The sequence below is a fragment of the Polaromonas sp. P1_F8 genome (assembly GCF_056405635.1).
Genome location: NZ_JBFUBS010000001.1, coordinates 475,670 through 497,417, shown reverse-complemented (window position 1 = coordinate 497,417; position 21,748 = coordinate 475,670). Strand labels below are relative to the sequence as shown.

Below are 21,748 nucleotides of genomic sequence, written 5' to 3'. Positions count from 1 at the left end.
AGAAATCAGGCTTGAAGGCAATAGGGACGGGCGCAACCAGCTATTAAAACGATAGCGATTGCCGGCATGGCGCAGGCGCGCCGGCAGCCTAAACGCCCAGGTACTGGGCCAGCAATTCCGGCCTGGCATGCAGCTCGGCCGAGCTGCCTTCAAACACGACCTGGCCTTTGACCAGGATGACATTGCGGTCGGTGATCTGGGTGACGTGTTTCCAGTTCTTGTCGACGATCACGCTGCTGATGCCGGTTTCGCGGATCAGGCCGCAGATGCGCCAGATGTCCCGGGCAATCAGCGGCGCCAGGCCTTCAGTAGCTTCGTCGAGGATCAGCACGTCAGGGTTGGTCATCAGCGCGCGGCCGATCGTCAGCATTTGCTGCTCGCCGCCCGAAAGCTGCTGCCCGCCGTGGTTCAGGCGTTCTTTCAGGCGCGGAAAGGTCTCCAGAACGCGCTCGTAGGTCCAGTCGTTTCTGCGGCCCACGCCGTCTGCGGCGCTTCCTGGCCTGCCGGCGCGCGCTGCCATCTTGAGGTTCTCGGTCACGCTGAGGTTGCCGAAGATGCCGCGGCCTTCGGGGACATAGGCGATGCCGAGACGGGCAATTTCGTAGGGTGGGGCGCCCGTCATGGGCCTGCCGTTGATGGCGACCGAGCCCGAGCGTGGTTTGACGAGGCCCATGATGCTTTTGAGCAGCGTGCTCTTGCCCATGCCGTTGCGGCCCATGAGGCCTATGGTCTCACCGCGCGCAACGTGAAAGTCAATGCCGCGCAATACATGGCTGGCACCGTAGTAGGTGTTGATGTCCTGAGCGCCGATCAGGATGTCGATTTGTTTTTCGGGGGCGTTCATCAATGCTCCTCGCCTAAATACGCTGCCTGCACGCCTGCGTCAGCGCGGATTTGCGCGGGCGTGCCGCTGGCAATCACCTGGCCGTTAACCATCACCGTGAGCTTGTCGGCCAGCGTGAACACCGCGTCCATGTCGTGCTCGACGAGCAAAATACCGTGGTTTTTCTTGATCGCCAGCAGCAGGGCGACCATGCGCTCGGCCTCGGCCACGCCCATGCCGGCCAGGGGTTCGTCCAGCAGCAGCACCTGCGGCTCGGTGGCCAGCGTCATCGCGATCTCGAGTTGACGCTGCTCACCGTGGCTGATGGTGCCGGCGATGCTGTGCTTGCGGTGTTGCAGGCCGGCCAGTTCCAGCGCTTCTTCGGCGCGGGTGTTGACTGCCGCGAAGTTCGTGGCACGCTTGAGCCAGTGCGCGGCATGCGGCGCACGCGACTGTGACGCCAGCCGGACGTTTTCCCAGACGCTGAAGGGCAGGAAGATATTGGTCTTCTGGTAGCTGCGCCCCAGTCCCTTGCCCGAGATTTTTTCGGGTGTCCACCCGGTGATGTCATGGTCGCCCAGCGTGACCGTACCCGAGGTCGGCGGCAAGTCGCCGGAGAGCAGGTTGGTCAGCGTGGATTTGCCGGCGCCGTTGGGGCCGATGACGGCGTGAATGTGGTTGCGCCAGAGATCAATAGAGACATCATTGACAGCCGCAAGACCACCAAAGCGTTTGGTGAGATTTTTTGCACTGAGGAGTAGCTCAGTCATGGCCAACCTCCGCCTTGTCTTTGCGCTGGGTGAATTTTTCGACCAGGCCCAGGATGCCGCGCGGCGCAAACGTGACCAGCAGCACGATGAAAAGGCCCATCCACAGCTGCCAGTGCTTGCCCAGGTTGACACTGCCGATTTGCGGCAAGTCCTTGAAGACGTGCAGCAAATATTCAAAGGCGAACGCGCCGACGATGGCGCCGGCAAAATTGCCCATGCCGCCCAAAATGACCATCATGATCGCATGTGCGCTCATGTGAAAGCCCATGAGCTCGGGGTTGATGTAGCCCGTTTGCGCACCCCACAGGTAACCGGCCAGGCCCGCCAGCGCGCCGGCCAGCGTGAAGGCCGAGAGTTTGTAGCCGAAGGTGCCAAAGCCCATGGCGCGCATGCGGTGCTCGTTGACGCGAATGCCGGCCAGCGTGCGGCCGAAGGGGCTCCAGAGCAGGCGGCGCAAGAAGGCGTAAACCAGCAGCATGGCCGCGAGAGTGAAGTAGTAGAGCGTGACTTTCTTGTCGAGGTCGAAGGGCACCCAGCCGAAGATGGCTGCGCTGGGCTTGAAGTTGATGTACAGCCCGTCGGAGCCGCCCAGCACCTTGTTGTCGAAGAAGAGGTAGAACACCATCTGCGCAAACGCCATGGTGACCATGATGAAGTAGATGCCGTGCGTGCGCACCACAAAGAAACCGATGATGAGCGCGGCAAGGCCCGAGGCCGCCACGGCCACAGGCAAAGTCCACCACAGGCTGACAGGCTCGCCCGCAGGAGTCAAAAAGGCCAGCGCATAGCCGGCCAGGCCGAAGTAGGCTGCGTGGCCCAGCGACACCAGACCGGTCACACCCTGCAGCAGATCCAGGCTCATGGCAAAAATCGCCATGATCATCATGCGCGTGACCATCTGGGTGTAGAAGTCGGTGCCGACGAAGGGGAAGGCGATCAGCGCGATCAGACCCAGCCCAAGCGCCACCTGCACACCGCGCGGCAGGATTTCGAGATTTGCTTTGGCTGAACTCATAGCGCTTTAGCCGATAACTGAACTGGATGTGTGGAGGCTTTTCCCCTCCAGGCCGGGGCCGCGGAACCGGCTTTGCCGGGCCGCAGGCGCAGCGCCCCCTCGGGGGGCAGCGCAGTACACGAAGTGACAAGCGTGGGGGCCATGGAATTCATTGTTTAAAGAGTCCTTCTGGTTTCCACAAAAGGACAGCAGCCATCAACATATAAACCAGCATGCCCGCCATCGAAGGCAGCAGCACCTTGCCAATGGTGTCGACCAGGCCGACCAGCAGGGCCGAGATCAGCGCACCGCGCACCGAGCCGATACCGCCAATGACCACCACCACAAAACACATGATGAGCACCTGCGAGCCCATATTTGGATACACGCTGGCCACGGGTGCGGCGATCATGCCGGCCACTGCGGCCAGGCCCACGCCCAGCGCGAACACCACGGCGTGAATCAGCTTGATGTTGATGCCCAGCGATTCGGCCATGTCGCGGTTAAAGGCGCCGGCGCGTATCTTCATGCCCAGGCGGGTTTTGGAGATCATGAAATAAAGGCCCAGTGCCAGCGCGATGCACACGCCTGACATGAAGAGGCGGTAGACCGGGTAGGAGAGGTTGTCGGTGAGCGGGATCGAGGCGCCCAGCAGGTCGGGAATCGTGACGCCATGGACATCGTCGCCCCAGAGGATGGAGCGCACTTCTTCAAAGATATAGATCAGGCCGAAGGTCAGCAACACCTGGTCGAGGTGGTCGCGCTGGTAGAAGTGCCTGAACAGCAGCCATTCCAGCGCCAGGCCGAAGATGACCGACAGCACTGCGCCCAGCAGGATGGCCAGCGTGAGGCTTCCCGTCAACGTGCTGAGCGACCAGGCCAGGTAGGCGCCCAGCATGTAGAAACTGCCGTGGGCCAGATTGACCACACCCATGATGCCGAAGATCAGCGTCAGGCCAGCGGCCAGCATGAACAGCAGCAGGCCGTACTGGACGCTGTTAAGCAACTGAATGAGGAAGTTGGCTAGATCCATGTGCGTTCTAAAAATTCGGAGACTGTGAATTGACGGCAATGCCAGCCAGCAGGGGCCGCGGAACCGGCTTCGCCGGGCCGCAGGCGCAGCGCCCCCGAGGGGCTGGAGCCCGCGGCTCCAAGCCTGCCTGCGCAGGCTTGGACGGACGACAGAGGCGAAGCGTCTCGCGAGCCGCGGCCTGCAAGGCCTCGAGAGCTACACGAAGTGAGCGAACGTGGGGGCTCATGTATGCCGGCGTGTGAATAACAAGAGGCTGCCCATCAGGGTGAATAAACCGCCGGAGACGCGGTTAAACCAGCGCACGGCCCGGCTGGATCTCAGCAGCGGTGCGATGCGCGCCACGCCCAAGGCGCAGCCGGTCAGCACGGTGAACTCAAACGCCATGAAGGTGAGGGCGAGGATGGCGAACTGCGGCACAAAGGGCGCGGCCGGATTCAAAAATTGCGGGAAGAACGCGGCAAAGAACAGGACCGCTTTGGGGTTGCTGGCGCCGACCAGGAAGCCGCGCAGGAAAAACGAACGGCGCTGGGCTGGTGCTTCACCTGCGGCAGGATCAAAGACAGCCGCTTCACTGCGGAAGGTCTTGATCCCCAACCAGATCAGATATGCAGCGCCAATCACCTTGGCTACGGTAAAGGCGGTTTCAGACGCCGCCAGCAACGCGCCTAGTCCCATGGCCGACAGCAGCATCACAGACAGCACCGCGCTGACGCTTCCAGCCACCGAAGTCATGGCCTTGCGCGGACCATGGTTGAGCGCATTCGTCATGCACATCAGCATGGTCGGGCCGGGTGTGAGGATCAGCAGGGCGACTGCTGCGACGTAGAGGAGGTAGGTAGTGAGCGTCATGGTGAGGATGCTACAAGACAGAAAGCACACCTCATACCAGTTTTACCTAAGAATGAGGCGGGGCGGCCCATGTGACTTCATACCAGCATGAGCCGCGGGACTGGCTTTGCCAGACCGCAGGCGGGCGGCCCCCTCGGGGGGCAGGGAGCTACACGAAGTGAGCGACCGTGGGGGCCACGTCTTCAGGCCATCTTGCAACCGGCGCCTGAGTCGGCCAGCGCCTTGGCTGCCACACCAATCACCTTGTTTTCCTTGTTCTCGACCACGCGCAGGTACATGTCCTGCACAGGGTTGTGCGACGGGCTCATGGTCCATTTGCCGCGCGGGCTGTCGATGACGGCGCCTTCCAGGGCCTTGTAGAGCGCCGGCTTGCTGCTCAGGTCACCCTTCACCGCGTTGGCGCCCTGAATCAGCAGCAGGCCGGTGTCGTAGCCCTGCACGGCGTAGACGTCGGGTTGCAGCCGGAAGGTCTTGGCATAGCTCAGGCGGAACTGGCCATTGCGCTGCGTTGGCAGCGAGTCGCTGTAGTGCATGGTCGTGATAATGCCGTTGGCCGCGGGGCCTGCGGCCTCAAGCACGCCTTCGGTCAGGAAGCCGGAGCCGTACAGTGGAATCTTTTCCTTCAGGCCCGAGGCGGCGTAGTCCTTGATGAATTTGGCTGCGCCGCCGCCGGCGAAGAAGCAGGCCACGGCGTCAGGCTTGAGCGCGGCGATCTCGGTCAGCAAGGCCTGGAATTCGACCTGCGGGAAGGGCAGGCCGAGCTCCTTGACGATGGTGCCGCCCGCGGCGGTATAGCTTTCCTTGAAGCCTTCAAAGGCCTCGTCGCCTGCGGCATATTTCCAGGTGATCCACACAGCCTTTTTGTGGCCGCGGTCGACCATGGCCTTGCCCAGCGCGCGCGTGGGTTGCGAGTTGGTGAAAGACGTGCGGAACACATTGGGCGCGCACAGGCTGCGCGTGGCGGCGTGCACGCCGGCGTTGGGGATCAGGCTCAGCACACCGGAGTCGCGGGCGACTTTCTGGATGCCCATCTGCACGCCCGAGTGCACCGTGCCGACGAGTACGTCGACCTTGTCGCGCTGCACCAGTTTGTTGGCGTTTTCAATGCCTTTGGAAGGTTCGGACTCGTCGTCGACCTTGAAGTATTCGATTTCGCGGCCGCCGAGTTTGCCGCCCTGTTCGTTGATGGCCATGCGAAAGCCGTTTTCAATGGCGACGCCGAGCTGGGCGAAGGTGCCGGTATAGGGCAGCATGAAACCCACACGCACCTTGGCGGACTGCGCACGCACGATTTCGGGCAGCAAGAGGCCGGTGGAAGCGGCACCGATAACGGCAGCACTGCGGGTCAATACAAGTCGGCGTGAAGTCATGGAATAGCTCCTGGTTGAGACTGAAGACAGTGAGACGAATAGTAAGCGTGCGTTGTGTATGCAGCCCTAGTGTAAAACCCGAGATTGAAGATTAAATTGTTTATGCCTAAAGCAATACCCGTGCCCGGTTCGCGCATTTTTCTGGCCCTCGGGTGCAGGGTATTTTCCGGATGCCTGTTTCCCGGGGTTTTCCATGTCAGTGCGGCTGGCGCAGCTTGAAGCGCTGGATCTTGCCGGTGGCTGTCTTGGGCAGCTCGTTCACAAATTCAATCCAGCGCGGGTATTTGTAAGGTGCAAGCTGCAGCTTCACATGGGCCTTCAGTTCGTCCACGGTGGCGGCCTGCCCGGCCTTGAGCACCACATAGGCCTTGGGCTTGACGAGTTCGTCGGCGTCGGCCACGCCTATCACCGCCACTTCCAGCACGGCGGCGTGCGTCATCAGGCAGGCTTCGACTTCAAACGGCGAGACGTAAATGCCGCCGACCTTGAGCATGTCGTCACTGCGTCCGCCGTAGGTGTAGTAGCCGTCAGTGTCGCGGGTGTATTTGTCGCCGCTCTTGGTCCATTCGCCGGCGAAGGTTGCTTTGGTCTTGGCGCGGTTGTTCCAGTACATGATGGCCGCGCTGGGCCCGCTGATTTGCAGCTCTCCGATTTCTCCGTCAGCGCATTCACGCCCGTCGTCGCCGATGATGCGCAGCCCGTAACCCGGCACGGCTTGGCCGGTTGTGCCGTAGCGCACCTGGCCGGGGCGATTGCTTAGAAAGATGTGCAACATTTCGGTGGAGCCGATGCCGTCCAGGATTTCGCAGCCGTATTGGGCCGTCCATTTTTTGCCGATTTCAGCGGGCAGGGCCTCGCCGGCGCTGGTGCACACGCGCAGGCGCAACTCGGACTTCGCCGGCTGGGCCGGATCGGCCAGCAGGGCCGCATACAAAGTGGGTACGCCATAAAAAATCGTGGGCTGGTATTTTTTGAGCAAGGCAAATACGTCAGCGGGCGTGGGCCGCGCGGGCAGCAACACCGTGGTGGCACCCACGCTCATGGGAAAAGTCAGCGCGTTGCCCAGGCCGTAGGCAAAAAAGAGCTTGGCGGCGGAATACACCACGTCGTCATCCCGGATGCCCAACACGCCGCGGCCATACAGCTCGGCCGTCTGGATCAGGTGGCTGTGCAGGTGAACGGTGCCTTTGGGTGCACCGGTCGAGCCGCTGGAGTAAAGCCAGAAGCAGACGCCATCGGCGCAGGTGTCTGCTATGGTTTTGGTAGCTGGTTGCGCAAGCAGGACGCCGGCCAGCGTTGGATATGACGGGGACTCTTCAATGCCGGCGACGATCACGGTTTTCAGCGTGTCGATTTTTTCCAGCAGTGGCTCAAAGGCCGGAAGCAGGGCGCTGGAGACGACAAGGCCTTGCGCCCGCGAGTCGCGCAGCATGAACTCGAAGTCGGGAGGGGTGAGCAGGGTGTTGGCCGCCACGGGCACCACACCCGCAAGAATGCAGCCGAGGAAAGCGACGGGCCACTGCGGCGTGTCCAGCATGGCCAGCAACACTCGGCTTTCAGGGGCAACTCCCTGGGCACGCAAGGCGTTGGCAAAACGGTGGGCCTGGTCGGTGAGTTCGCCGTAAGTCAGCGCCTCGCCGGTGGCGGCATCGATGAAGGCGGCCTTGCCTGCACGGCCGGCATTGCGCTGTAGCAGGTCGTCCGCGGCGTTGTAGCTGCGCGGGATGGTTACCCGTGGCGGGCTTGCCGAATGGTCTGCGCTGCTTGCTTGCATGCTTGTCTCCAGATTGCTATTGCTATTATTTTGGTAGCTGCTTGCGCACGCACATCAAGCGCTACGGGCCGATTTCTTATAAATTCATGATGCTGATCAAGCAGTGGCCGGGCTTGCTCCCAGCGTCTGCAGCGCGCCGGTGAGCCACTGGCGGCACCACTCGGTGCCTTCTGTTTCGGGCATGGTGCCGCTGCTGGCGTCGTGGCACCAGATATCGCCGATGCGCTGGGCGCCCAGGTCGGTCAGGCGTTCGTCAAACTTCTTGCCGCCGAAGCAGAAGGTCTGCATGTAGGTGCGGTCGCCGAGCGCGATGACGCCGTAGCGCACATGGCCAAGGAACTGCGGGTTGGCGCTCAATGATTCATAGAGGGCGCGGGCGTTGTCGGGCACATCGCCGGAGCCGTAGGTGGAACTGCAGATGAGATAAAGTGCATCTTCTGCCTTTGAGGCGTCGAAGACGCTGATGTCCAGGTTGTCCATCAGTTCGACTTCAATGTCGTTGACCAGGTCGGCACAATCCATTTGAATGGCCTGTGCCACATAGTCGGCGGTACTGGTCATGGTACCTACAAGGATTTTGAGTTTCATCAAGAAGTCTCCAAATAAAAGATGCAATAAACTGCTTGACATCAATTTAACCTGAAGTATACTGCAATTTAAACGAAATGCAACTGACAAAGCCCTGAAAGGGCGACTTTTTACACAGGTGCTTCTTGGAAATCATGTCCGAACAGGAATCGAAAGCCACGCTCAGTGAACTGGGCGCCCGTGTTCGTGCCTGGCGCGCGCGCCGGGGCATGACGCGCAAACAGCTGGCGTCGGACTCTGGCCTGAGCGAACGCTTTCTGGCCGATGTGGAAACCGGCAAGGGCAACGTTTCGATCAATTCCCTGGAAGCTGCGGCCCGGGCGCTGAACATTTCCATTCTTGAGCTGCTGCAAGACGCGCCGCGGCCGGCTTTGGCCCGTGTGCAAGGCCTGTTGACACGGCTGGACGACTCCCAGCTTGACCAGGCCTACAGCCAGCTTGGCAGCACCTTCGGCCTCAGCGACTCACTGGGCCGCGAGCAGCGGGTAGCGCTGATCGGCCTGCGTGGCGCCGGCAAGTCCACCTTGGGCAGCCAGCTGGCTGCCGAGCGTGGCGTGCCTTTTATCGAGCTGGACCGCGAGATTGAGCGCGAAGCCGGCACCAGCATGAACGAAATTTTGCTGCTGCATGGGCAGGCCGGCTACCGGCGCTACGAGCGCCGCGCGCTGTTCCGCATCGCCGAAGACCACCCGGATGGCGTTGTCATGACCACGGGCGGCAGCATCGTGAGCGAGCGCGAAACCTTCGATTTGCTGCAAAGCCGTTTTTACTGCGTCTGGCTCAAAGCCAGCCCCGAAGAACACATGGCCCGCGTGGTGGCCCAGGGCGACATGCGGCCTTTCGACACGACCCGCGGCGCGACCGACGAGGCGATGGAAGACATCCGCCGCATCCTTTCGAGCCGCGAAGCGCTCTATGCCCGCGCCGACGCCGTGGTTGATACCGCTGCGCGCACACTGAAACAAAGCCTGAAAGACCTGGAACGCGCCGTTCCCAAAACAACCGTCAGCGGCACCGCTGAACGGGCCTAAATCGGAGACACCCATGAACGCCATGACAGAACCGCTTTTATTCAAACAGGTCATCGAGGGCCAGGAGCGCGAGCTCGTGAGTTTCTCCACCCACCCCAGCAAATACCAGCACTGGACGCTGAGTGTGGAGGGCGATGTTGCACGCCTCAAGCTCGACATCAACGAAGATGGCGGCATCAAGCCCGGCTACAAGCTCAAGCTCAACAGCTACGACCTGGGCGTGGACATCGAACTGCACGATGCAATCAATCGCGTGCGCTTTGAGCACCCGGCCGTCAAGGTGGTGGTTTTCGAGTCGGGCAAGGAAAAGATCTGGTGCTCGGGCGCCAACATCTACATGCTGGGCCTGTCGACCCACGGCTGGAAAGTCAACTTCTGCAAGTTCACCAACGAAACCCGCAACGGCCTGGAAGACTCCTCGCGCCATGACGGCCTCAAGGCGATTGCCTCGGTGACCGGCGCCTGTGCCGGCGGCGGCTACGAGCTGGCCCTGGCCTGCGACCGCATCATCATGGTGGACGACCGTTCTTCCACCGTCAGCCTGCCCGAAGTGCCCTTGCTCGGCGTGTTGCCCGGCACCGGTGGCCTGACCCGCGTGACTGACAAGCGCAAGGTGCGCCGCGACCTGGCAGACATCTTCTGCACGACCAGCGAAGGCGTGCGCGCCGACCGCGCCAAGGACTGGAAGCTGATCGACGCCCACGCCAAGCCGCAGCAGTTTGGCGACCTGCTTGCTACAGAAATTGAAGCGCTTCGCGCACAGTCCACAAGGGCTGCAGCCTCAAAAGGCATTGAACTCACACCGCTGAAGGCCGTCATTGATGATGCCGGCTACCACTACAGCCTGGTTGATGCGCAGGTCGACCGTGAAAAGCGCATTGCCACCATTACCGTCAAGGCGCCCGCCGCGGCCATTGAATCCACGCCCGAAACCATCGAAGCCGCAGGCGCCAATTGGTACCCGCTGAAATTGCAGCGCGAACTGGACGACGCCATCCTCAACCTGCGCACCAACGAACTGGAAGTCGGCACCTGGGTCATCAAGACCACAGGCGATGCCGACCAGGTGATCCGCATGGACGAAACGCTGGCCAAACTGAAGGACCACTGGTTGGTCAAGGAAACCACAGGCGCGTTGCGCCGCACGCTGGCGCGCCTGGACGTCACCAGCCGTTCGCTGATTGCGCTGGTCGATGCGGGTTCGTGCTTTGCGGGCACTTTCTACGAGCTGGCCCTGGCCTGCGACCGCATCTACATGCTGGACTTGCCCGATTCACCAGACGCCGCGCCTGCGCTGCAACTGAGTCCGGCCAACTTCGGCTGGTTCCCCGCCGTCAATGGCCTGACGCGCCTGCAGACCCGATTCTGCGAAGACGATGCCACCATTGCACAGTTGCAAAAACTCGGCGACAGCCCGCTGCGCGCTGATCAGGCGCTGGCGCTGGGCCTCGTCACCTTGACCCCCGACGACATTGACTGGGAAGACGAGATCCGCATCATGCTGGAAGAGCGCGCTTCGCTCTCGCCAGACGCCATGACTGGCATGGAAGCCTCGCTGCGCTTTCCGGGAAAAGAGACGATGGAGACACGCATTTTCGGCCGTCTCTCGGCCTGGCAGAACTGGATATTCATTCGGCCCAATGCGGTGGGTGAAGACGGCGCCTTGAAACTTTTCGGCACCGGCAAGAAGGCCAAGTTCGATTGGAAGAGGGTGTAACCCCCCGAAGCGCCTGCGGCGCCTCCCCCCAGGGGGCGCCACCTGCGGCCCGGCAAAGCCGGTTCCGCGCTGGCACTGGTACTGACATTGCTGCTGCCGCCTCGCAACTTATTTGATGGAAGAACGCCATGAGCTCAATAGATCTGCAAGCCCTCATCCCCAACAACGTCCACCTCGGCGAAAACCGCCAGCTCCAGCGCGCGCTCGAGCACTGGCAACCCGCCTTCCTGAACTGGTGGGACGAGATGGGCCCCAGCGACTTCAAGGCCAAGGAAGTTTATTTGCGCACCGCCGTCGGCGTGGATGCATCAGGCTGGGCCAGCTACGGCTACACGCCCATGCCCGACTACCGCTGGGGCATCTTTTTGGCTGACAAGGAAGAGGGCCGCAAGATTGGCTTTGGCGACCACATGGGTGAAGAGGTCTGGCAGGACGTGCCTGGCGAATACCGCTCCACCTTCCGCCGCCTGATCGTGACGCAGGGCGACACCGAGCCAGCGTCCGTGGAGCAGCAGCGCCTGCTGGGCCACACCGCGCCTTCGCTGTATGACCTCCGCAACCTGTTTCAGGTCAACGTCGAGGAAGGCCGCCACCTTTGGGCCATGGTGTATTTGCTGCATGCGCACTTTGGCCGCGACGGCCGTGAAGAAGCAGAAGAGCTTTTGATGCGCCACAGCGGCGATGCCGACAAGCCGCGCATCCTGGGCACCTTCAATGAGCCCATGGACAACTGGTTGAGTTTTTTCATGTTCACCTACTTCACTGATCGTGACGGGAAGTTCCAGCTCAAGTCATTCGCCGAATCCGCCTTTGACCCGCTGGCCCGCACCACGCGTTTCATGCTGACGGAAGAAGCCCACCACATGTTCGTGGGTGAGACCGGCGTTGGCCGTGTCATCAAGCGCACGCTGGAGGTGATGAAAGAGCTGGACACCGACGATGTCGCCACGCTGCGAAAAGCCGGCGTAATTGACCTGCCCACGGTGCAGAAATTCATGAACTTCTGGTTCACGTCGTCGTTGGACCTGTTCGGCTCGGAAGCGTCGTCGAACGCCGCCAACTACTTCAGCAACGGCATCAAGGGCCGGCCGGACGAAGCCAAGTTCGCCGACCACGTTGAGCTGGAAACCGAGATGAGCATCGTGGTGCCGAACGGGCAGGGCGGTCTCAAAAACGAGACGATTTCGACCCGCAACGGCATGAACGAAATCACGCGCCTGGAATACGTCAAGGATTGCAATGTCGGCGTGACGCGCTGGAACATGGGCATCAAGCGCGCGGGTGTGGATTTTGAGTTGACCCTGCCGTCCACACGTTTTCGCCGCGCGGTCGGCGCCTGGGCCGGTAATTTCACCGACCCGCAGGGCAACCCGATCAGCGCCGCCGATTTCGAAGCGAAAAAAGACCAGTGGCTGCCCACGCCGGCCGACACGGCATTTGTCAAAAGCCTGATGAACCGCGTAACCGAGCCAGGGAAGATGGCCGCCTGGATTGCGCCGCCCGACCGCGGTATCAATGCGAATCCGCTCGAATACGAATACGTCAAGTTGTAAATATGGCCCCCACGGTCGCTCACTTCGTGTAGTTCCCTGCCCCCCGAGGGGGCCGCTGCGACTGCGGTCTGGCAAAGCCAGTCCCGCGGCCCCGGCTTGATTTGACGTGACCGCTGCGCCAGCCCTAGGCGATATTTGCGCCGCGTTCTTTTAGTAAGTCCCGCAGTAGCGAACGATGGCAGCGCGCCTCGTTCTCGCAGTAGCAACCCATCGCGAAATTCGTCTGGTGTGATAGCGCCGCCAGCAGGTCCAGGTTGCGGCTGGGATCGGGTTCATTCATTTCGGCCCGGTACTTTTTGCTGAAGGCGGCCCAGTCCTTGTCGGATTCAACTGATTGGCCCAATTTCATGGTCTCAACGCTGGGCGCCAGGCTGGGATACCAGATGTCATACCAGTTGCCGGATGCAAATTCCGTTTTTGGCACGCCGCGCGGTGGCCTGCGTACTGTGCCTATACGCAGTCCCTCGCCAGCGGTGCGCGTCGTACCCAGCCTCACGATCTTGATGGCCATGGCAGTCTCCTTTTGGGGTGCGATTTTGGCAGGCTTTTTTGAAGCGTTTGGGCTCATGCCCGGCGTCTGGGGGATGCGGTTCCCCTGGGGCGTAGAGAAAGTTGGAGGCCGACCATGAAAGTCAGCCAACTTCGGGCTATAATATTTGACTAGTCGGAGTGTGGCGCAGTCTGGTAGCGCACCTGGTTTGGGACCAGGGGGTCCAAGGTTCGAATCCTTGTACTCCGACCAAAAATTCCCAGAAAAAAGCCCACTTAAGTGGGCTTTTTCACGCCTGTTTGTTTGGGCGCCTCGCCAGTCCGGCTTTGGCAGCCTTCAGGCCTCAGGCCCGCCAACGGCGGCGTTTTCAGGGCTTGAGCAAGGACCCAAAGTTGGATGTGCGCCAGTATTCGCGCACTTGTTCCAGCTTTTCCTGAAAATCCCGAAAGTGCAGCGGCTTGCGCACGTAGCTGTTAAGCCCGCCCTGGAGTTCTTTCACCACCGGGGAGTATTTGGATTCGGACGTCAGGAGGATGACGGGTACAAAGAAGGTGCGGGGGTCGGCCCGCATGCGCTGCATGACTTCCAGCCCGCTGAGGCCGGGCAAATTCAGGTCCAGCATGACGAGTTCGGGCGGATGGTCGTTGAGCCGGTTGCTGTAAGCACCTTCGCAGAAAAGGTATTCAAGGGCTTCCGTGCCGTCGCGGGCAACGATGATTTCATGGTCCGCGCCGTTTTCCTGCAACGTCACCATGGTGAGCTCGACATGGGCAGGGTTGTCTTCCACCAGCAGCAGGATTGGTCGGGTCATGTGCGTGCCTTTGCGTTTCTTTCGTGTAGACAATATACCCCTGACAGGGAGCCAGCCATAGGTGAGTCATTGCGGTGTGTGAGAACCACAACAAACCACTGAGTCCGAATCACCGCGTGCCGGACATGTCCGACCCTGTTGCCCGGGGTGTCCGGCAGGCGTTTGAAGGTATGATTCGCGACGAACTGAATCCTGCAGTTCGCACGTTTGCGGCTTCGCCGCGCTGACACACATACAAACTGCCCGTAGCTCAGTTGGATAGAGCATCAGCCTTCTAAGCTGAGGGTCGGGGGTTCGATCCCCTCCGGGCAGGCCAATCGACCGCTTCAAGCTACTGCGGACCCGTGATCAAAGCCAATACGTTCCTCGCGATCCTCACGTACCCGGAGGTACGTTCCGGTCGCTGCGGTACTGTTTGGCTTTGCTGACGGGCTCTCGCTACGCTTGCTATCGGCCGCTTTTCTTGTCTGGGCTTCAGCCCGATGCGCTTTTATCCTCACGTACCTGAAGTACGTTCCGGTTCTTCCGGTGCGGCTCGGACTTGCTGACGCGTTCTCGCTACGCGATCTGATCCCAAATCGGGAAACAACGCTCCGGTTACTGGATCGCCCTTGGATTCAACGCTTTTCGTACTGCGTCTTGCCAAACAGGATTTCCTGCGCCTTGTCGTCGGTGATGGGTCTGCGCAGATCGGCCAGCACTTTGACGCCGCGTTGCACGGCGGGGCGGTCGCTGATCAGGTCAAACCATTTCTTGAGGTGAGGGTAATCGGCCCAGTCGATGCCATGGTTTTGCCAGTTGCGCAGCCAGGGGAAGATGGCAATGTCGGCGATGGTGTATTCATCGCAGGCGATGAACTTGTGGGTGGAAAGCTGCTTGTCCATCACGCCGTAAAGCCGCTTCGTTTCATTCGTGTAGCGGTTGATGGCGTAGTCGATTTTCTCCGGCGCGTACTGCCGGAAATGGTGGGTCTGTCCAATCATGGGGCCGACGCCGCCCATCTGGAACATCAGCCACTGCAGCACCTGGAATTTGAGGCGGTCGCTTTTTGGCAAAAACTGGCCGGTTTTTGCGGCCAGGTACAGCAGGATGGCGCCGGATTCAAACACGGAGAACGGCTTGCCGTCGGGGCCGACCGGGTCGACCAGCGCCGGAATCTTGTTATTCGGGCTGATGGCCAGGAATTCCGGCTTGAACTGGTCCCCGGTGCCGATGTTGACGGGAATGGCCTGCCAGTCGCGGCCCAGGCTCAGCCCGCATTCTTCCAGCATGATGTGGACCTTGTGGCCGTTCGGCGTGGGCCAGGAGTAAACATTGATCATTGGCGCTTCCTTGGACTAACATGAGGTTGCTGCACTTTAAGAGAAAAGCCAAAACCATGTTTGAGCGGTTGAAGAAAGTCTTTGTCGGGGGTAAGGGGGATGCGGGCGACGCCGGCGCCTCCGACGATGCCGTGTCCGAGTGGGCCGGTACCCGCGGCTTTTCTTATACCGGCCTGGGGGAAGGCAAGGGTTTCGCCCTGAAAGGTTCCGTGAGTGGCAAACCCTGGAAGATGGAGCGCGGCCGGGCCTCGCGCGACTACATCCGCGGCGAAGAACTCCGCGCCCGCGGTGAGATCAAGGTCAACGACGACGTCACGGTGCTGGTCATGAACCGGGCACTGAAGGATTCACTTGAAAAACGTGCTTACCAGGCCTATACCGACACCCTGCAGACCACCGCAGACCTGAGCATGCCGGAAGAGGTGCGCTGGCTGGCCATGTATTCGGAAGTAGGTTGGGAAAGCCTGCCCAAGCCGTTCTGGCAGCGCTACGCAGTCATGGCAGACCAGCGTGTGCATGCGCAGGCCTGGCTGGACACCCACCTGGTCGACTTGCTGATGAACTGGCCGGAGCCGTCACCAGATGCGCAAGTGCCTTTTATCCTGATGATTCTGCGCGGCAAGGCCTATCTGCGCATGCAATACACCCCCGCCGACATGCCGACGCTGGAACATGCGGCCCACATTTTCACGAGCGCTTGCGAATCGGCCATTGCAGGCCTGTCCAACGACATCACGCTCTGATGAGGCCATTTTTCAGGGTGAAATTGGCACTTTAGCCATATAGGGCGAGCGCGAGCAGCTATTGATTTAATAGCAAAATTTGGGCGCGTCAGCCGCCACGCGTGATGGGCATCTCGACTTCGCCGGGCATCAGCAGGTGCTTGGCCAGTTCCAGCTTGGCCAGCGATGCACGGTGCACCTCGTCCGGGCCGTCGGCCAGGCGCAGGGTGCGCTGGCTGGCGTAGGCATAGGCCAGCGGGAAGTCGTCCGACACGCCGCCGCCGCCGTGGGCCTGGATGGCCCAGTCGATGATCTGGCAGGCCATGTTGGGAGCCACCACCTTGATCATCGCAATCTCGGCCTTGGCAACCTTGTTCCCAACGGTGTCCATCATGTAGGCCGCCTTGAGCGTCAGCAGGCGGGCCTGCTCGATCATGCAGCGGGCCTCGGCAATGCGTTCGTGCCAGACCGACTGGCTTGCGATCGGTTTGCCAAAAGCAACGCGGGTATTGAGGCGCTTGCACATCAACTCCAGCGCACGCTCGGCGATGCCGATGCTGCGCATGCAGTGGTGAATGCGTCCGGGGCCGAGGCGCCCCTGGGCGATCTCAAAGCCGCGGCCTTCGCCCAGCATCAAATTGGCGGCGGGCACGCGCACGTTGGTCAGGCGCACTTCCATGTGGCCGTGCGGGGCGTCGTCGTAGCCGAAGACCGACAGCGGGCGGATGACTTTGATGCCGGGCGTGTTTGCGGGCACCAGGATCATGGATTGCTGCTCGTGGCGGCCGGCGTCGGGGTTGGTTTTGCCCATGACAATGTAGATGGCACAGCGCGGATCGCCCGCGCCGGATGACCACCACTTGAGGCCGTTGAGGACGTAGTCGTCGCCGTCGCGCTCGATGCGGCACTGGATGTTGGTGGCGTCGGACGAAGCGACTTCCGGCTCGGTCATCAGGAAGGCAGAACGGATCTCGCCCTTGAGCAGCGGATCCAGCCACTGGTCCTTGTTGGCTTCGGAGCCGTAGCGGGCGATGGTTTCCATGTTGCCGGTGTCGGGCGCCGAGCAATTGAACACCTCGGCCGCGAAAGGCACGCGTCCCATGATCTCGCACAGCGGCGCGTATTCGAGGTTGGACAAACCTTCAGGCGCGCGCGGCGAGTGCGGCAAAAACAGGTTCCACAGGCCGGCGGCTCGCGCCTTGGGTTTGAGCTCTTCTACGAGTTTGGTCGGGATCCAGGCATTGCCCTTGGCGCGGTTCTCGGCGATTTCTCGGAAAAAGCGGGCCTCATTGGGGTAAACATGCTCGTCCATGAACTTGAGCAGGCGCGCCCGCAGTTCCTGTACTTTTGGGGTGTAGTTGAAGTCCATGAAATCTCCAGAAAGATGTGAGGCGATGTTGTTGTGAGGCAGCGGTCGTTCAGCCCTGGCTTTTCAGGGCAAAGCCCCATGCCATCTTCGCCAGCAGCGGCGCGCCGGCGGCCGAGCTGACGGCCTGGGCGCTGGAGGCCGTGCCGGCCTCGACGCGCTTGGCAATGCCTTGCAGAATGGCCGCGATGCGAAACAGGTTGTAGGCCATATAGAAGTTCCAGTCGGCCTTGAGCGCCTCGGGCGTGGCCAGCCCGGTACGCGCGCAGTAAAGGCGGATGTAGTCGGATTCGGTGGGAATTCCCAGGCTGACCACGTCGAGCCCGCCGATACCGCGGAAGGCCCCCGGCGGGATGTGCCAGGCCATGCAGTGGTAGCTGAAGTCGGCCAGCGGGTGGCCCAAGGTGGAGAGCTCCCAGTCAAGCACGGCCAGCACACGCGGCTCGGTGGGGTGAAAGAGCAGGTTGTCTAGCCGGAAATCACCATGCACGACGGAGACCATGTTTTCGTCGCGCGCGCTGGCCGGGATGTTGGCCGGCAGCCACTGCATCAGGCTGTCCATCTCGGCGATGGGCTGGGTGATGGAGGCGGCGTACTGCTTGCTCCAGCGGCCGATCTGGCGTTCAAAGTAGTTGCCGGGCTTGCCGTAGTCGGCCAGGCCCCGCTCGGCAAACTTCACCTTGTGCAGTGCGGCGACCACGCGGTTCATCTCGTCGTAGATCTCACCGCGCTGGGCGTTGGTCATGCCCGGAAGTGACTGGTCCCACAGCACGCGGCCTTCGACGAACTCCATTACATAGAAAGCGCGGCCGATCACGGACTCGTCTTCGCAGAGGCAATACATCCTGGGTACCGGCACGTCGGTGCCGTGCAGCCCCTGCATGACCTTGAATTCGCGCTCCACCGCATGGGCCGACGGCAGCAATTTGGCCACCGGTCCCGGCTTGGCGCGCATCACATAAGAAGCGGTGGGCGTGATCAGCTTGTAGGTCGGGTTGGACTGGCCGCCCTTGAAAATTTCCGCGGTCAGCGGGCCCTGGAAGCCAGGCAGGTGCTTGTCGAGATAAGCGGCAAGGGCTTCGAGATCAAAAGCGTGCGCACCCGAAACAGCCCGTGTACCGACAAAGTGATCGAAATTGCTCATGCTCAAACGTGTTGTCTCTGTTTATTTGTCAATTTCAGCTTCAGAGATGCGCATCAGGGTTGCGCGGTTGCGCACCACCAGGCCTCCCGGCTCGATCCGGATGGCTTCTTCGCGCTCCATGGACTTGAGCTCCTGGTTGACGCGCTGGCGCGAGGCGCCCAGCAGTTGCGCCAATTCCTCTTGTGCCAGCTGCAGGCCGATTCGCACTTCGCCACTGTCCGCCAGGCTGGGCACACCGTAGCTGCGCACCAGGTGCAGCAACTGCTTGGCCAGCCGCGCCCGCAAGGGCAGGGTGTTGAGGTCTTCCACCAGGCCGAAGAGCTGCCGTATGCGCCGTGCATGCAGGCGCAGCAGGGCCTCGTAGAGTTCGACATGCTGGCTCAGTATCTTGCGCAGGTCGGCGCGCGAGACACACAGCAAGGTGGTTTCGCCATGGGCATAGGAGTCGTGGGTGCGCCGCTCGCCGTCGAAGATCGCCACATCGCCGACCCAGAGGCCCGGCTCCACATAGGTCAACGTGACCTGCTTGCCCGAAATCGAGGTCGAGCTGACACGGATGGCGCCCCGCGCGCAGGAGATCCATTCTTCCGGCACATCGCCGCGGGCGCTGATGAGTTCGCCGTCTTTGTAGCGTTTGACGTAGGCGCATCGAAGTATGTCGTGCCTCAGGGATGGGGACAGGGATGAAAACCAGCGGCCGTTGTTGATGGCCTCTCGTTCCTCTATCGTAAGAATGGGATCGTCCATGGTCTGTCTTTTGAGTGACTAACAAGACGACCATTGTCGCTTGAGGGACCCGCCCGGCGCCAGCGGGCTGTCGCATGGGTGTCGCCCGGCCCGAGGCCTGGATTGTCGGTTGGGCAGTCCGCGACTGGCTGCCTGCCGCCTAACGGTAGTGCGGCGTGCGCTTGTTCAGGAAGGCGTCTATGCCTTCACCTGCATTGGCGTCGTGCAGGTTGCGTACGAAGTGATCACGTTCGTGGGTGAGTTGCTCGGTCAGCGTGCTGCCGGCTGCGTCGTTGATGAGTTCCTTGATGCTGGCCAGCGCATTGGGCGCGCGCGCATTCAGGTTTTCGGCCAGTTCAAGCGCCTGGGCCAAGGCCTCGCCCGGGGCCGCAACGCGGTTCACCAGGCCAAGATCATGCAACCGGCGCGCGCCTATGCGTTCGCCGGCCATCAGCAATTCGCTGGCCAGCGCACGCGGCAAGGCACGCGCCAGGGCCCAGCTGCCGCCACCGTCGGGTGAGAGCGCCACAGTGCTGTAAGACATCACGAACACAGCGTTGTCCGCTGCAACGACGAAATCGCAGGCCAGCACCAGTGAAAAACCTGCACCGGCGGCAGCACCTTCCACGGCGGCGATCACCGGCTTGGGATAAGTCCGGATCGAGTCAATCCAGTTGTGCAGGCCTTCAATGCTCTGGGCTTGCACCTCCGGCGCCTTGCGGCGGTTGGCCTCCAGGCGCTGCAGGTTGCCCCCTGCGCAAAACATGGCACCTTCGCCGGTGATCACCACACTGCGGATGTCGGGGTTGTTTTCAGCGGCATTCAGCGCCTCAATGCCCGCGGCGTAAATGTCGGGGCCGAGCGCGTTCTTGAACTCGGGGTTGCTGATCGTCAGGATAAGGGTCTGACCCTCGCTCGTACCTTTGATTGCGCCTGCCATGCTAGTTTTTCCAATGCATCGAAATAAGAAATAGGCAGGGACCAAGTCCCCGTACAGATCCCCTTGCCAGTGGGGGCCGCGGAACTGGCTTCGCCAGGCCGCAGGCGCCGCCCCCTCGAGGGGGGAAGGTGCTACACGAAGTGAGCATCCGAAGGGGGTGCTATTCCTCCTGGTGTAACAGGCTAAGGCCAATGGCGCCGCGCCGCCGCAGCCAGGGGGAAGGGCGGTAGCGTTGGTCGCCGTACACGGTCTGCATGTTGAACAACACTTCCAGCACATTGGTGGGGCCATAGCGATCGCCCATGGCCAGCGGCCCCAACGGATAACCCAGGCCCAGCGTGACGGCGGTTTCCAGGTCCTTCGGGCTGCAAATGCCTTGCTGGCAGATGTCGCTGGCGATGTTGACGATGGTGGCCACGACGCGCTGGGTGACAAAACCGCCACTGTCGCGGATCACGCTGACGGCCTTGCCGTCGCGGGCGAAGAGGGCGTGCGCGGCGTCGCGCATGTCGGTGCGGGTGGCCGGGTTGGTCGCCAGCACGCGCCGCTTGGTGGCTGCGTCGTCGATCAGCATGTCGATACCCACAGTGCGGGCCGGGTCCAGCCGTTCGACAACGGCGACGGTGGTGATGTCAAAGCCCAAAGGGGCGACCAGCATCAGGGCCTGTGGTGATGCGGAGGCGCCGGTTTCGATTTTGGCGCCCAGGTTTTTGAGCAGCTGCAACAGCTCCGAGCGGCGTGAAGCACGCGGCGACACCCATACCGGCGGGAGTTCGGTCACATCAGGGACGGCCGGCTCCGGCGGCACCTGCATGGCGCCGTCGGTGTAACGATAAAAGCCTTCACCGGTCTTGCGGCCCAGCACTCCGCCGGCCAGGCGCTGCGCCGTGATCACATTGGGACGGTAGCGGGCTTCTTCGTAATACTGGTGGTAGATTGACTCCATCACGGGATGGGAGACGTCGAGCCCGGTCAGGTCCATCAGCTCGAAAGGGCCCAGCTTGAAGCCGGCCTGGTCGCGCAGGATGCGGTCTATGGTGGCGAAGTCGGCGACGCCTTCGCTGACGATGCGCAGCGCTTCGGTGCCGTAGCCTCGGCCGGCGTGGTTGACGATGAAGCCGGGCGTGTCTTGCGCCTGCACGGGTGTGTGGCCCATTTGCCGGGCGTATTGGCTGAGGCCCTCGCACACGGCGGGGCTGGTCTTCAGGCCCGCGATCACTTCCACGACTTTCATCAGCGGAACGGGGTTGAAGAAGTGGTAACCGGCCAGGCGTTCGGGGTGCTTCAGGTCTGCGGCGATGGCCGTTATGGACAGCGAGGAGGTATTGCTGGCCAGCACGGTGTGCACAGGTACCAGTGTCTCGAGTTCGGCGAACAGGGCTTTCTTGACCTCCAGCCGCTCCACGATGGCTTCGATGATGAGGTCGCAGGCCGCGAGGTCAGTGAGGGTGGCGGCCAGCACAAGCCGGTCTTTGTGCCCGGCTGCCACGGCCGCGTCGATGCGGCCTTTTTCAACCAGCTTGTCCCATTGGGCGCAAATGGCTTCGCGCGCTTTTTCCGCGGCGCCTGCCTGCGCGTCCATCAGCCTGACGATGCTGCCGGCCTGCACGGCGATCTGCGCAATGCCGCGCCCCATGGCGCCGGTGCCAACTATTCCCACATTCGTGTAATTTACTTCCATGCCTGAATTATGGCCGACCGTATTTGTCAGGGTCCCGTGTCAAA

At 61.6% G+C, this 21,748-nt stretch carries 20 protein-coding genes and 2 tRNA genes; 6 read left to right on the top strand and 16 right to left on the bottom strand.

Annotated features, from left to right (window positions below):
- Positions 1 to 88 precede the first annotated feature (88 nt).
- The 8 genes from AC1D1J_RS02385 to AC1D1J_RS02350 form a co-directional block, all read right to left on the bottom strand.
- A complete protein-coding gene (locus AC1D1J_RS02385; RefSeq protein WP_477693788.1) occupies positions 89 to 844 on the bottom strand; it encodes an ABC transporter ATP-binding protein in 756 nt (251 codons plus the stop codon).
- Entirely contained in the window at positions 844 to 1,593 is a 750-nt protein-coding gene (locus AC1D1J_RS02380; protein ID WP_477693787.1) for an ABC transporter ATP-binding protein, read from the bottom strand. Before AC1D1J_RS02380 ends, AC1D1J_RS02385 begins: the two co-directional genes overlap by 1 nt.
- Positions 1,586 to 2,608 (bottom strand): branched-chain amino acid ABC transporter permease, encoded by a 1,023-nt coding sequence (locus tag AC1D1J_RS02375; RefSeq protein ID WP_477693786.1) that lies wholly within the window; start codon positions 2,606 to 2,608, stop codon positions 1,586 to 1,588. Before AC1D1J_RS02375 ends, AC1D1J_RS02380 begins: the two co-directional genes overlap by 8 nt.
- A 148-nt stretch (positions 2,609 to 2,756) precedes the next feature.
- The gene (locus tag AC1D1J_RS02370; protein WP_477693785.1) at positions 2,757 to 3,620 is read right to left on the bottom strand and encodes a branched-chain amino acid ABC transporter permease; all 864 of its coding nucleotides are present in this window, start codon (positions 3,618 to 3,620) and stop codon (positions 2,757 to 2,759) included.
- A gap of 222 nt (positions 3,621 to 3,842) precedes the next feature.
- Positions 3,843 to 4,469, bottom strand: a complete 627-nt coding sequence (locus AC1D1J_RS02365; RefSeq protein ID WP_477665942.1) for a LysE family translocator — start codon at positions 4,467 to 4,469, stop codon at positions 3,843 to 3,845.
- Positions 4,470 to 4,651: 182 nt separating this feature from the next.
- Positions 4,652 to 5,839 carry an ABC transporter substrate-binding protein gene (locus AC1D1J_RS02360; RefSeq protein WP_457280738.1) on the bottom strand — a complete coding sequence of 396 codons (1,188 nt, stop codon included), beginning with the start codon at positions 5,837 to 5,839 and terminating at the stop codon, positions 4,652 to 4,654.
- A 196-nt stretch (positions 5,840 to 6,035) separates the two neighbouring features.
- Positions 6,036 to 7,613 (bottom strand): benzoate-CoA ligase family protein, encoded by a 1,578-nt coding sequence (locus tag AC1D1J_RS02355; protein ID WP_477693784.1) that lies wholly within the window; start codon positions 7,611 to 7,613, stop codon positions 6,036 to 6,038.
- A gap of 96 nt (positions 7,614 to 7,709) precedes the next feature.
- Positions 7,710 to 8,201, bottom strand: a complete 492-nt coding sequence (locus AC1D1J_RS02350) for a flavodoxin domain-containing protein (RefSeq protein ID WP_477685751.1) — start codon at positions 8,199 to 8,201, stop codon at positions 7,710 to 7,712.
- 134 nt (positions 8,202 to 8,335) lie between these two features.
- On the opposite strand from AC1D1J_RS02350, the gene AC1D1J_RS02345 reads away from it, so the two are divergent.
- From AC1D1J_RS02345 to boxB, 3 genes are all read left to right on the top strand, one after another.
- Positions 8,336 to 9,232: a helix-turn-helix transcriptional regulator gene (locus AC1D1J_RS02345; RefSeq protein ID WP_477693783.1), complete on the top strand. Its 897-nt coding sequence runs from the start codon at positions 8,336 to 8,338 to the stop codon at positions 9,230 to 9,232.
- A gap of 22 nt (positions 9,233 to 9,254) precedes the next feature.
- Positions 9,255 to 10,949: a 2,3-epoxybenzoyl-CoA dihydrolase gene (boxC, locus tag AC1D1J_RS02340; protein ID WP_477694459.1), complete on the top strand. Its 1,695-nt coding sequence runs from the start codon at positions 9,255 to 9,257 to the stop codon at positions 10,947 to 10,949.
- A gap of 128 nt (positions 10,950 to 11,077) precedes the next feature.
- Positions 11,078 to 12,502, top strand: coding sequence for a benzoyl-CoA 2,3-epoxidase subunit BoxB (gene boxB, locus AC1D1J_RS02335; protein WP_477685753.1), 1,425 nt, complete (start codon positions 11,078 to 11,080; stop codon positions 12,500 to 12,502).
- Between the two features lie 124 nt (positions 12,503 to 12,626).
- Here boxB and AC1D1J_RS02330 read toward each other — a convergent pair whose 3' ends face one another.
- Positions 12,627 to 13,013, bottom strand: coding sequence for a DUF488 domain-containing protein (locus AC1D1J_RS02330; protein WP_477693782.1), 387 nt, complete (start codon positions 13,011 to 13,013; stop codon positions 12,627 to 12,629).
- Positions 13,014 to 13,167: 154 nt separating this feature from the next.
- On the opposite strand from AC1D1J_RS02330, the gene AC1D1J_RS02325 reads away from it, so the two are divergent.
- Positions 13,168 to 13,244: transfer RNA gene (locus tag AC1D1J_RS02325), tRNA-Pro, on the top strand.
- A 115-nt stretch (positions 13,245 to 13,359) separates the two neighbouring features.
- On the opposite strand, the gene AC1D1J_RS02320 is transcribed toward AC1D1J_RS02325, so the two are convergent.
- On the bottom strand, positions 13,360 to 13,803 hold the full coding sequence (locus tag AC1D1J_RS02320; protein ID WP_477685755.1) for a response regulator: 444 nt from the start codon (positions 13,801 to 13,803) through the stop codon (positions 13,360 to 13,362).
- 239 nt (positions 13,804 to 14,042) lie between these two features.
- Between AC1D1J_RS02320 and AC1D1J_RS02315 the strand changes: the two genes are divergently transcribed.
- Positions 14,043 to 14,119: transfer RNA gene (locus AC1D1J_RS02315), tRNA-Arg, on the top strand.
- 301 nt (positions 14,120 to 14,420) lie between these two features.
- On the opposite strand, the gene AC1D1J_RS02310 is transcribed toward AC1D1J_RS02315, so the two are convergent.
- Positions 14,421 to 15,125, bottom strand: coding sequence for a glutathione binding-like protein (locus tag AC1D1J_RS02310; protein WP_477693781.1), 705 nt, complete (start codon positions 15,123 to 15,125; stop codon positions 14,421 to 14,423).
- 56 nt (positions 15,126 to 15,181) lie between these two features.
- Between AC1D1J_RS02310 and AC1D1J_RS02305 the strand changes: the two genes are divergently transcribed.
- Positions 15,182 to 15,868, top strand: coding sequence for a hypothetical protein (locus AC1D1J_RS02305; protein WP_477693780.1), 687 nt, complete (start codon positions 15,182 to 15,184; stop codon positions 15,866 to 15,868).
- An 88-nt stretch (positions 15,869 to 15,956) separates the two neighbouring features.
- Here AC1D1J_RS02305 and AC1D1J_RS02300 read toward each other — a convergent pair whose 3' ends face one another.
- The 5 genes from AC1D1J_RS02300 to AC1D1J_RS02280 all read right to left on the bottom strand — a co-directional run bounded on the left by AC1D1J_RS02300 (position 15,957) and on the right by AC1D1J_RS02280 (position 21,704).
- A complete protein-coding gene (locus AC1D1J_RS02300; protein ID WP_477693779.1) occupies positions 15,957 to 17,216 on the bottom strand; it encodes an acyl-CoA dehydrogenase family protein in 1,260 nt (419 codons plus the stop codon).
- A 49-nt stretch (positions 17,217 to 17,265) separates the two neighbouring features.
- Positions 17,266 to 18,357, bottom strand: coding sequence for a phosphotransferase (locus AC1D1J_RS02295; RefSeq protein WP_477693778.1), 1,092 nt, complete (start codon positions 18,355 to 18,357; stop codon positions 17,266 to 17,268).
- A 21-nt stretch (positions 18,358 to 18,378) separates the two neighbouring features.
- Positions 18,379 to 19,104: a Crp/Fnr family transcriptional regulator gene (locus AC1D1J_RS02290; protein WP_457280750.1), complete on the bottom strand. Its 726-nt coding sequence runs from the start codon at positions 19,102 to 19,104 to the stop codon at positions 18,379 to 18,381.
- A 139-nt stretch (positions 19,105 to 19,243) separates the two neighbouring features.
- Positions 19,244 to 20,023, bottom strand: a complete 780-nt coding sequence (locus AC1D1J_RS02285; RefSeq protein ID WP_477693777.1) for an oxepin-CoA hydrolase, alternative type — start codon at positions 20,021 to 20,023, stop codon at positions 19,244 to 19,246.
- 160 nt (positions 20,024 to 20,183) lie between these two features.
- Positions 20,184 to 21,704 carry a 3-hydroxyacyl-CoA dehydrogenase gene (locus AC1D1J_RS02280; protein ID WP_477693776.1) on the bottom strand — a complete coding sequence of 507 codons (1,521 nt, stop codon included), beginning with the start codon at positions 21,702 to 21,704 and terminating at the stop codon, positions 20,184 to 20,186.
- Positions 21,705 to 21,748: the final 44 nt, after the last annotated feature.

Coding starts and splice junctions, on each gene's coding strand:
- AC1D1J_RS02355 (WP_477693784.1), bottom strand. CDS start 7,613: ATGCAAGCAAGCAGCGCAGACCATTCGGCAAGCCCGCCACGGGTAACC.
- AC1D1J_RS02310 (WP_477693781.1), bottom strand. CDS start 15,125: ATGATCAATGTTTACTCCTGGCCCACGCCGAACGGCCACAAGGTCCAC.
- AC1D1J_RS02320 (WP_477685755.1), bottom strand. CDS start 13,803: ATGACCCGACCAATCCTGCTGCTGGTGGAAGACAACCCTGCCCATGTC.
- boxC (WP_477694459.1), top strand. CDS start 9,255: ATGACAGAACCGCTTTTATTCAAACAGGTCATCGAGGGCCAGGAGCGC.
- AC1D1J_RS02380 (WP_477693787.1), bottom strand. CDS start 1,593: ATGACTGAGCTACTCCTCAGTGCAAAAAATCTCACCAAACGCTTTGGT.
- AC1D1J_RS02285 (WP_477693777.1), bottom strand. CDS start 20,023: ATGGCAGGCGCAATCAAAGGTACGAGCGAGGGTCAGACCCTTATCCTG.
- AC1D1J_RS02350 (WP_477685751.1), bottom strand. CDS start 8,201: ATGAAACTCAAAATCCTTGTAGGTACCATGACCAGTACCGCCGACTAT.
- AC1D1J_RS02375 (WP_477693786.1), bottom strand. CDS start 2,608: ATGAGTTCAGCCAAAGCAAATCTCGAAATCCTGCCGCGCGGTGTGCAG.
- AC1D1J_RS02385 (WP_477693788.1), bottom strand. CDS start 844: ATGAACGCCCCCGAAAAACAAATCGACATCCTGATCGGCGCTCAGGAC.
- AC1D1J_RS02360 (WP_457280738.1), bottom strand. CDS start 5,839: ATGACTTCACGCCGACTTGTATTGACCCGCAGTGCTGCCGTTATCGGT.
- AC1D1J_RS02280 (WP_477693776.1), bottom strand. CDS start 21,704: ATGGAAGTAAATTACACGAATGTGGGAATAGTTGGCACCGGCGCCATG.
- boxB (WP_477685753.1), top strand. CDS start 11,078: ATGAGCTCAATAGATCTGCAAGCCCTCATCCCCAACAACGTCCACCTC.
- AC1D1J_RS02290 (WP_457280750.1), bottom strand. CDS start 19,104: ATGGACGATCCCATTCTTACGATAGAGGAACGAGAGGCCATCAACAAC.
- AC1D1J_RS02300 (WP_477693779.1), bottom strand. CDS start 17,216: ATGGACTTCAACTACACCCCAAAAGTACAGGAACTGCGGGCGCGCCTG.
- AC1D1J_RS02295 (WP_477693778.1), bottom strand. CDS start 18,357: ATGAGCAATTTCGATCACTTTGTCGGTACACGGGCTGTTTCGGGTGCG.
- AC1D1J_RS02365 (WP_477665942.1), bottom strand. CDS start 4,469: ATGACGCTCACTACCTACCTCCTCTACGTCGCAGCAGTCGCCCTGCTG.
- AC1D1J_RS02330 (WP_477693782.1), bottom strand. CDS start 13,013: ATGGCCATCAAGATCGTGAGGCTGGGTACGACGCGCACCGCTGGCGAG.
- AC1D1J_RS02370 (WP_477693785.1), bottom strand. CDS start 3,620: ATGGATCTAGCCAACTTCCTCATTCAGTTGCTTAACAGCGTCCAGTAC.
- AC1D1J_RS02345 (WP_477693783.1), top strand. CDS start 8,336: ATGTCCGAACAGGAATCGAAAGCCACGCTCAGTGAACTGGGCGCCCGT.
- AC1D1J_RS02305 (WP_477693780.1), top strand. CDS start 15,182: ATGTTTGAGCGGTTGAAGAAAGTCTTTGTCGGGGGTAAGGGGGATGCG.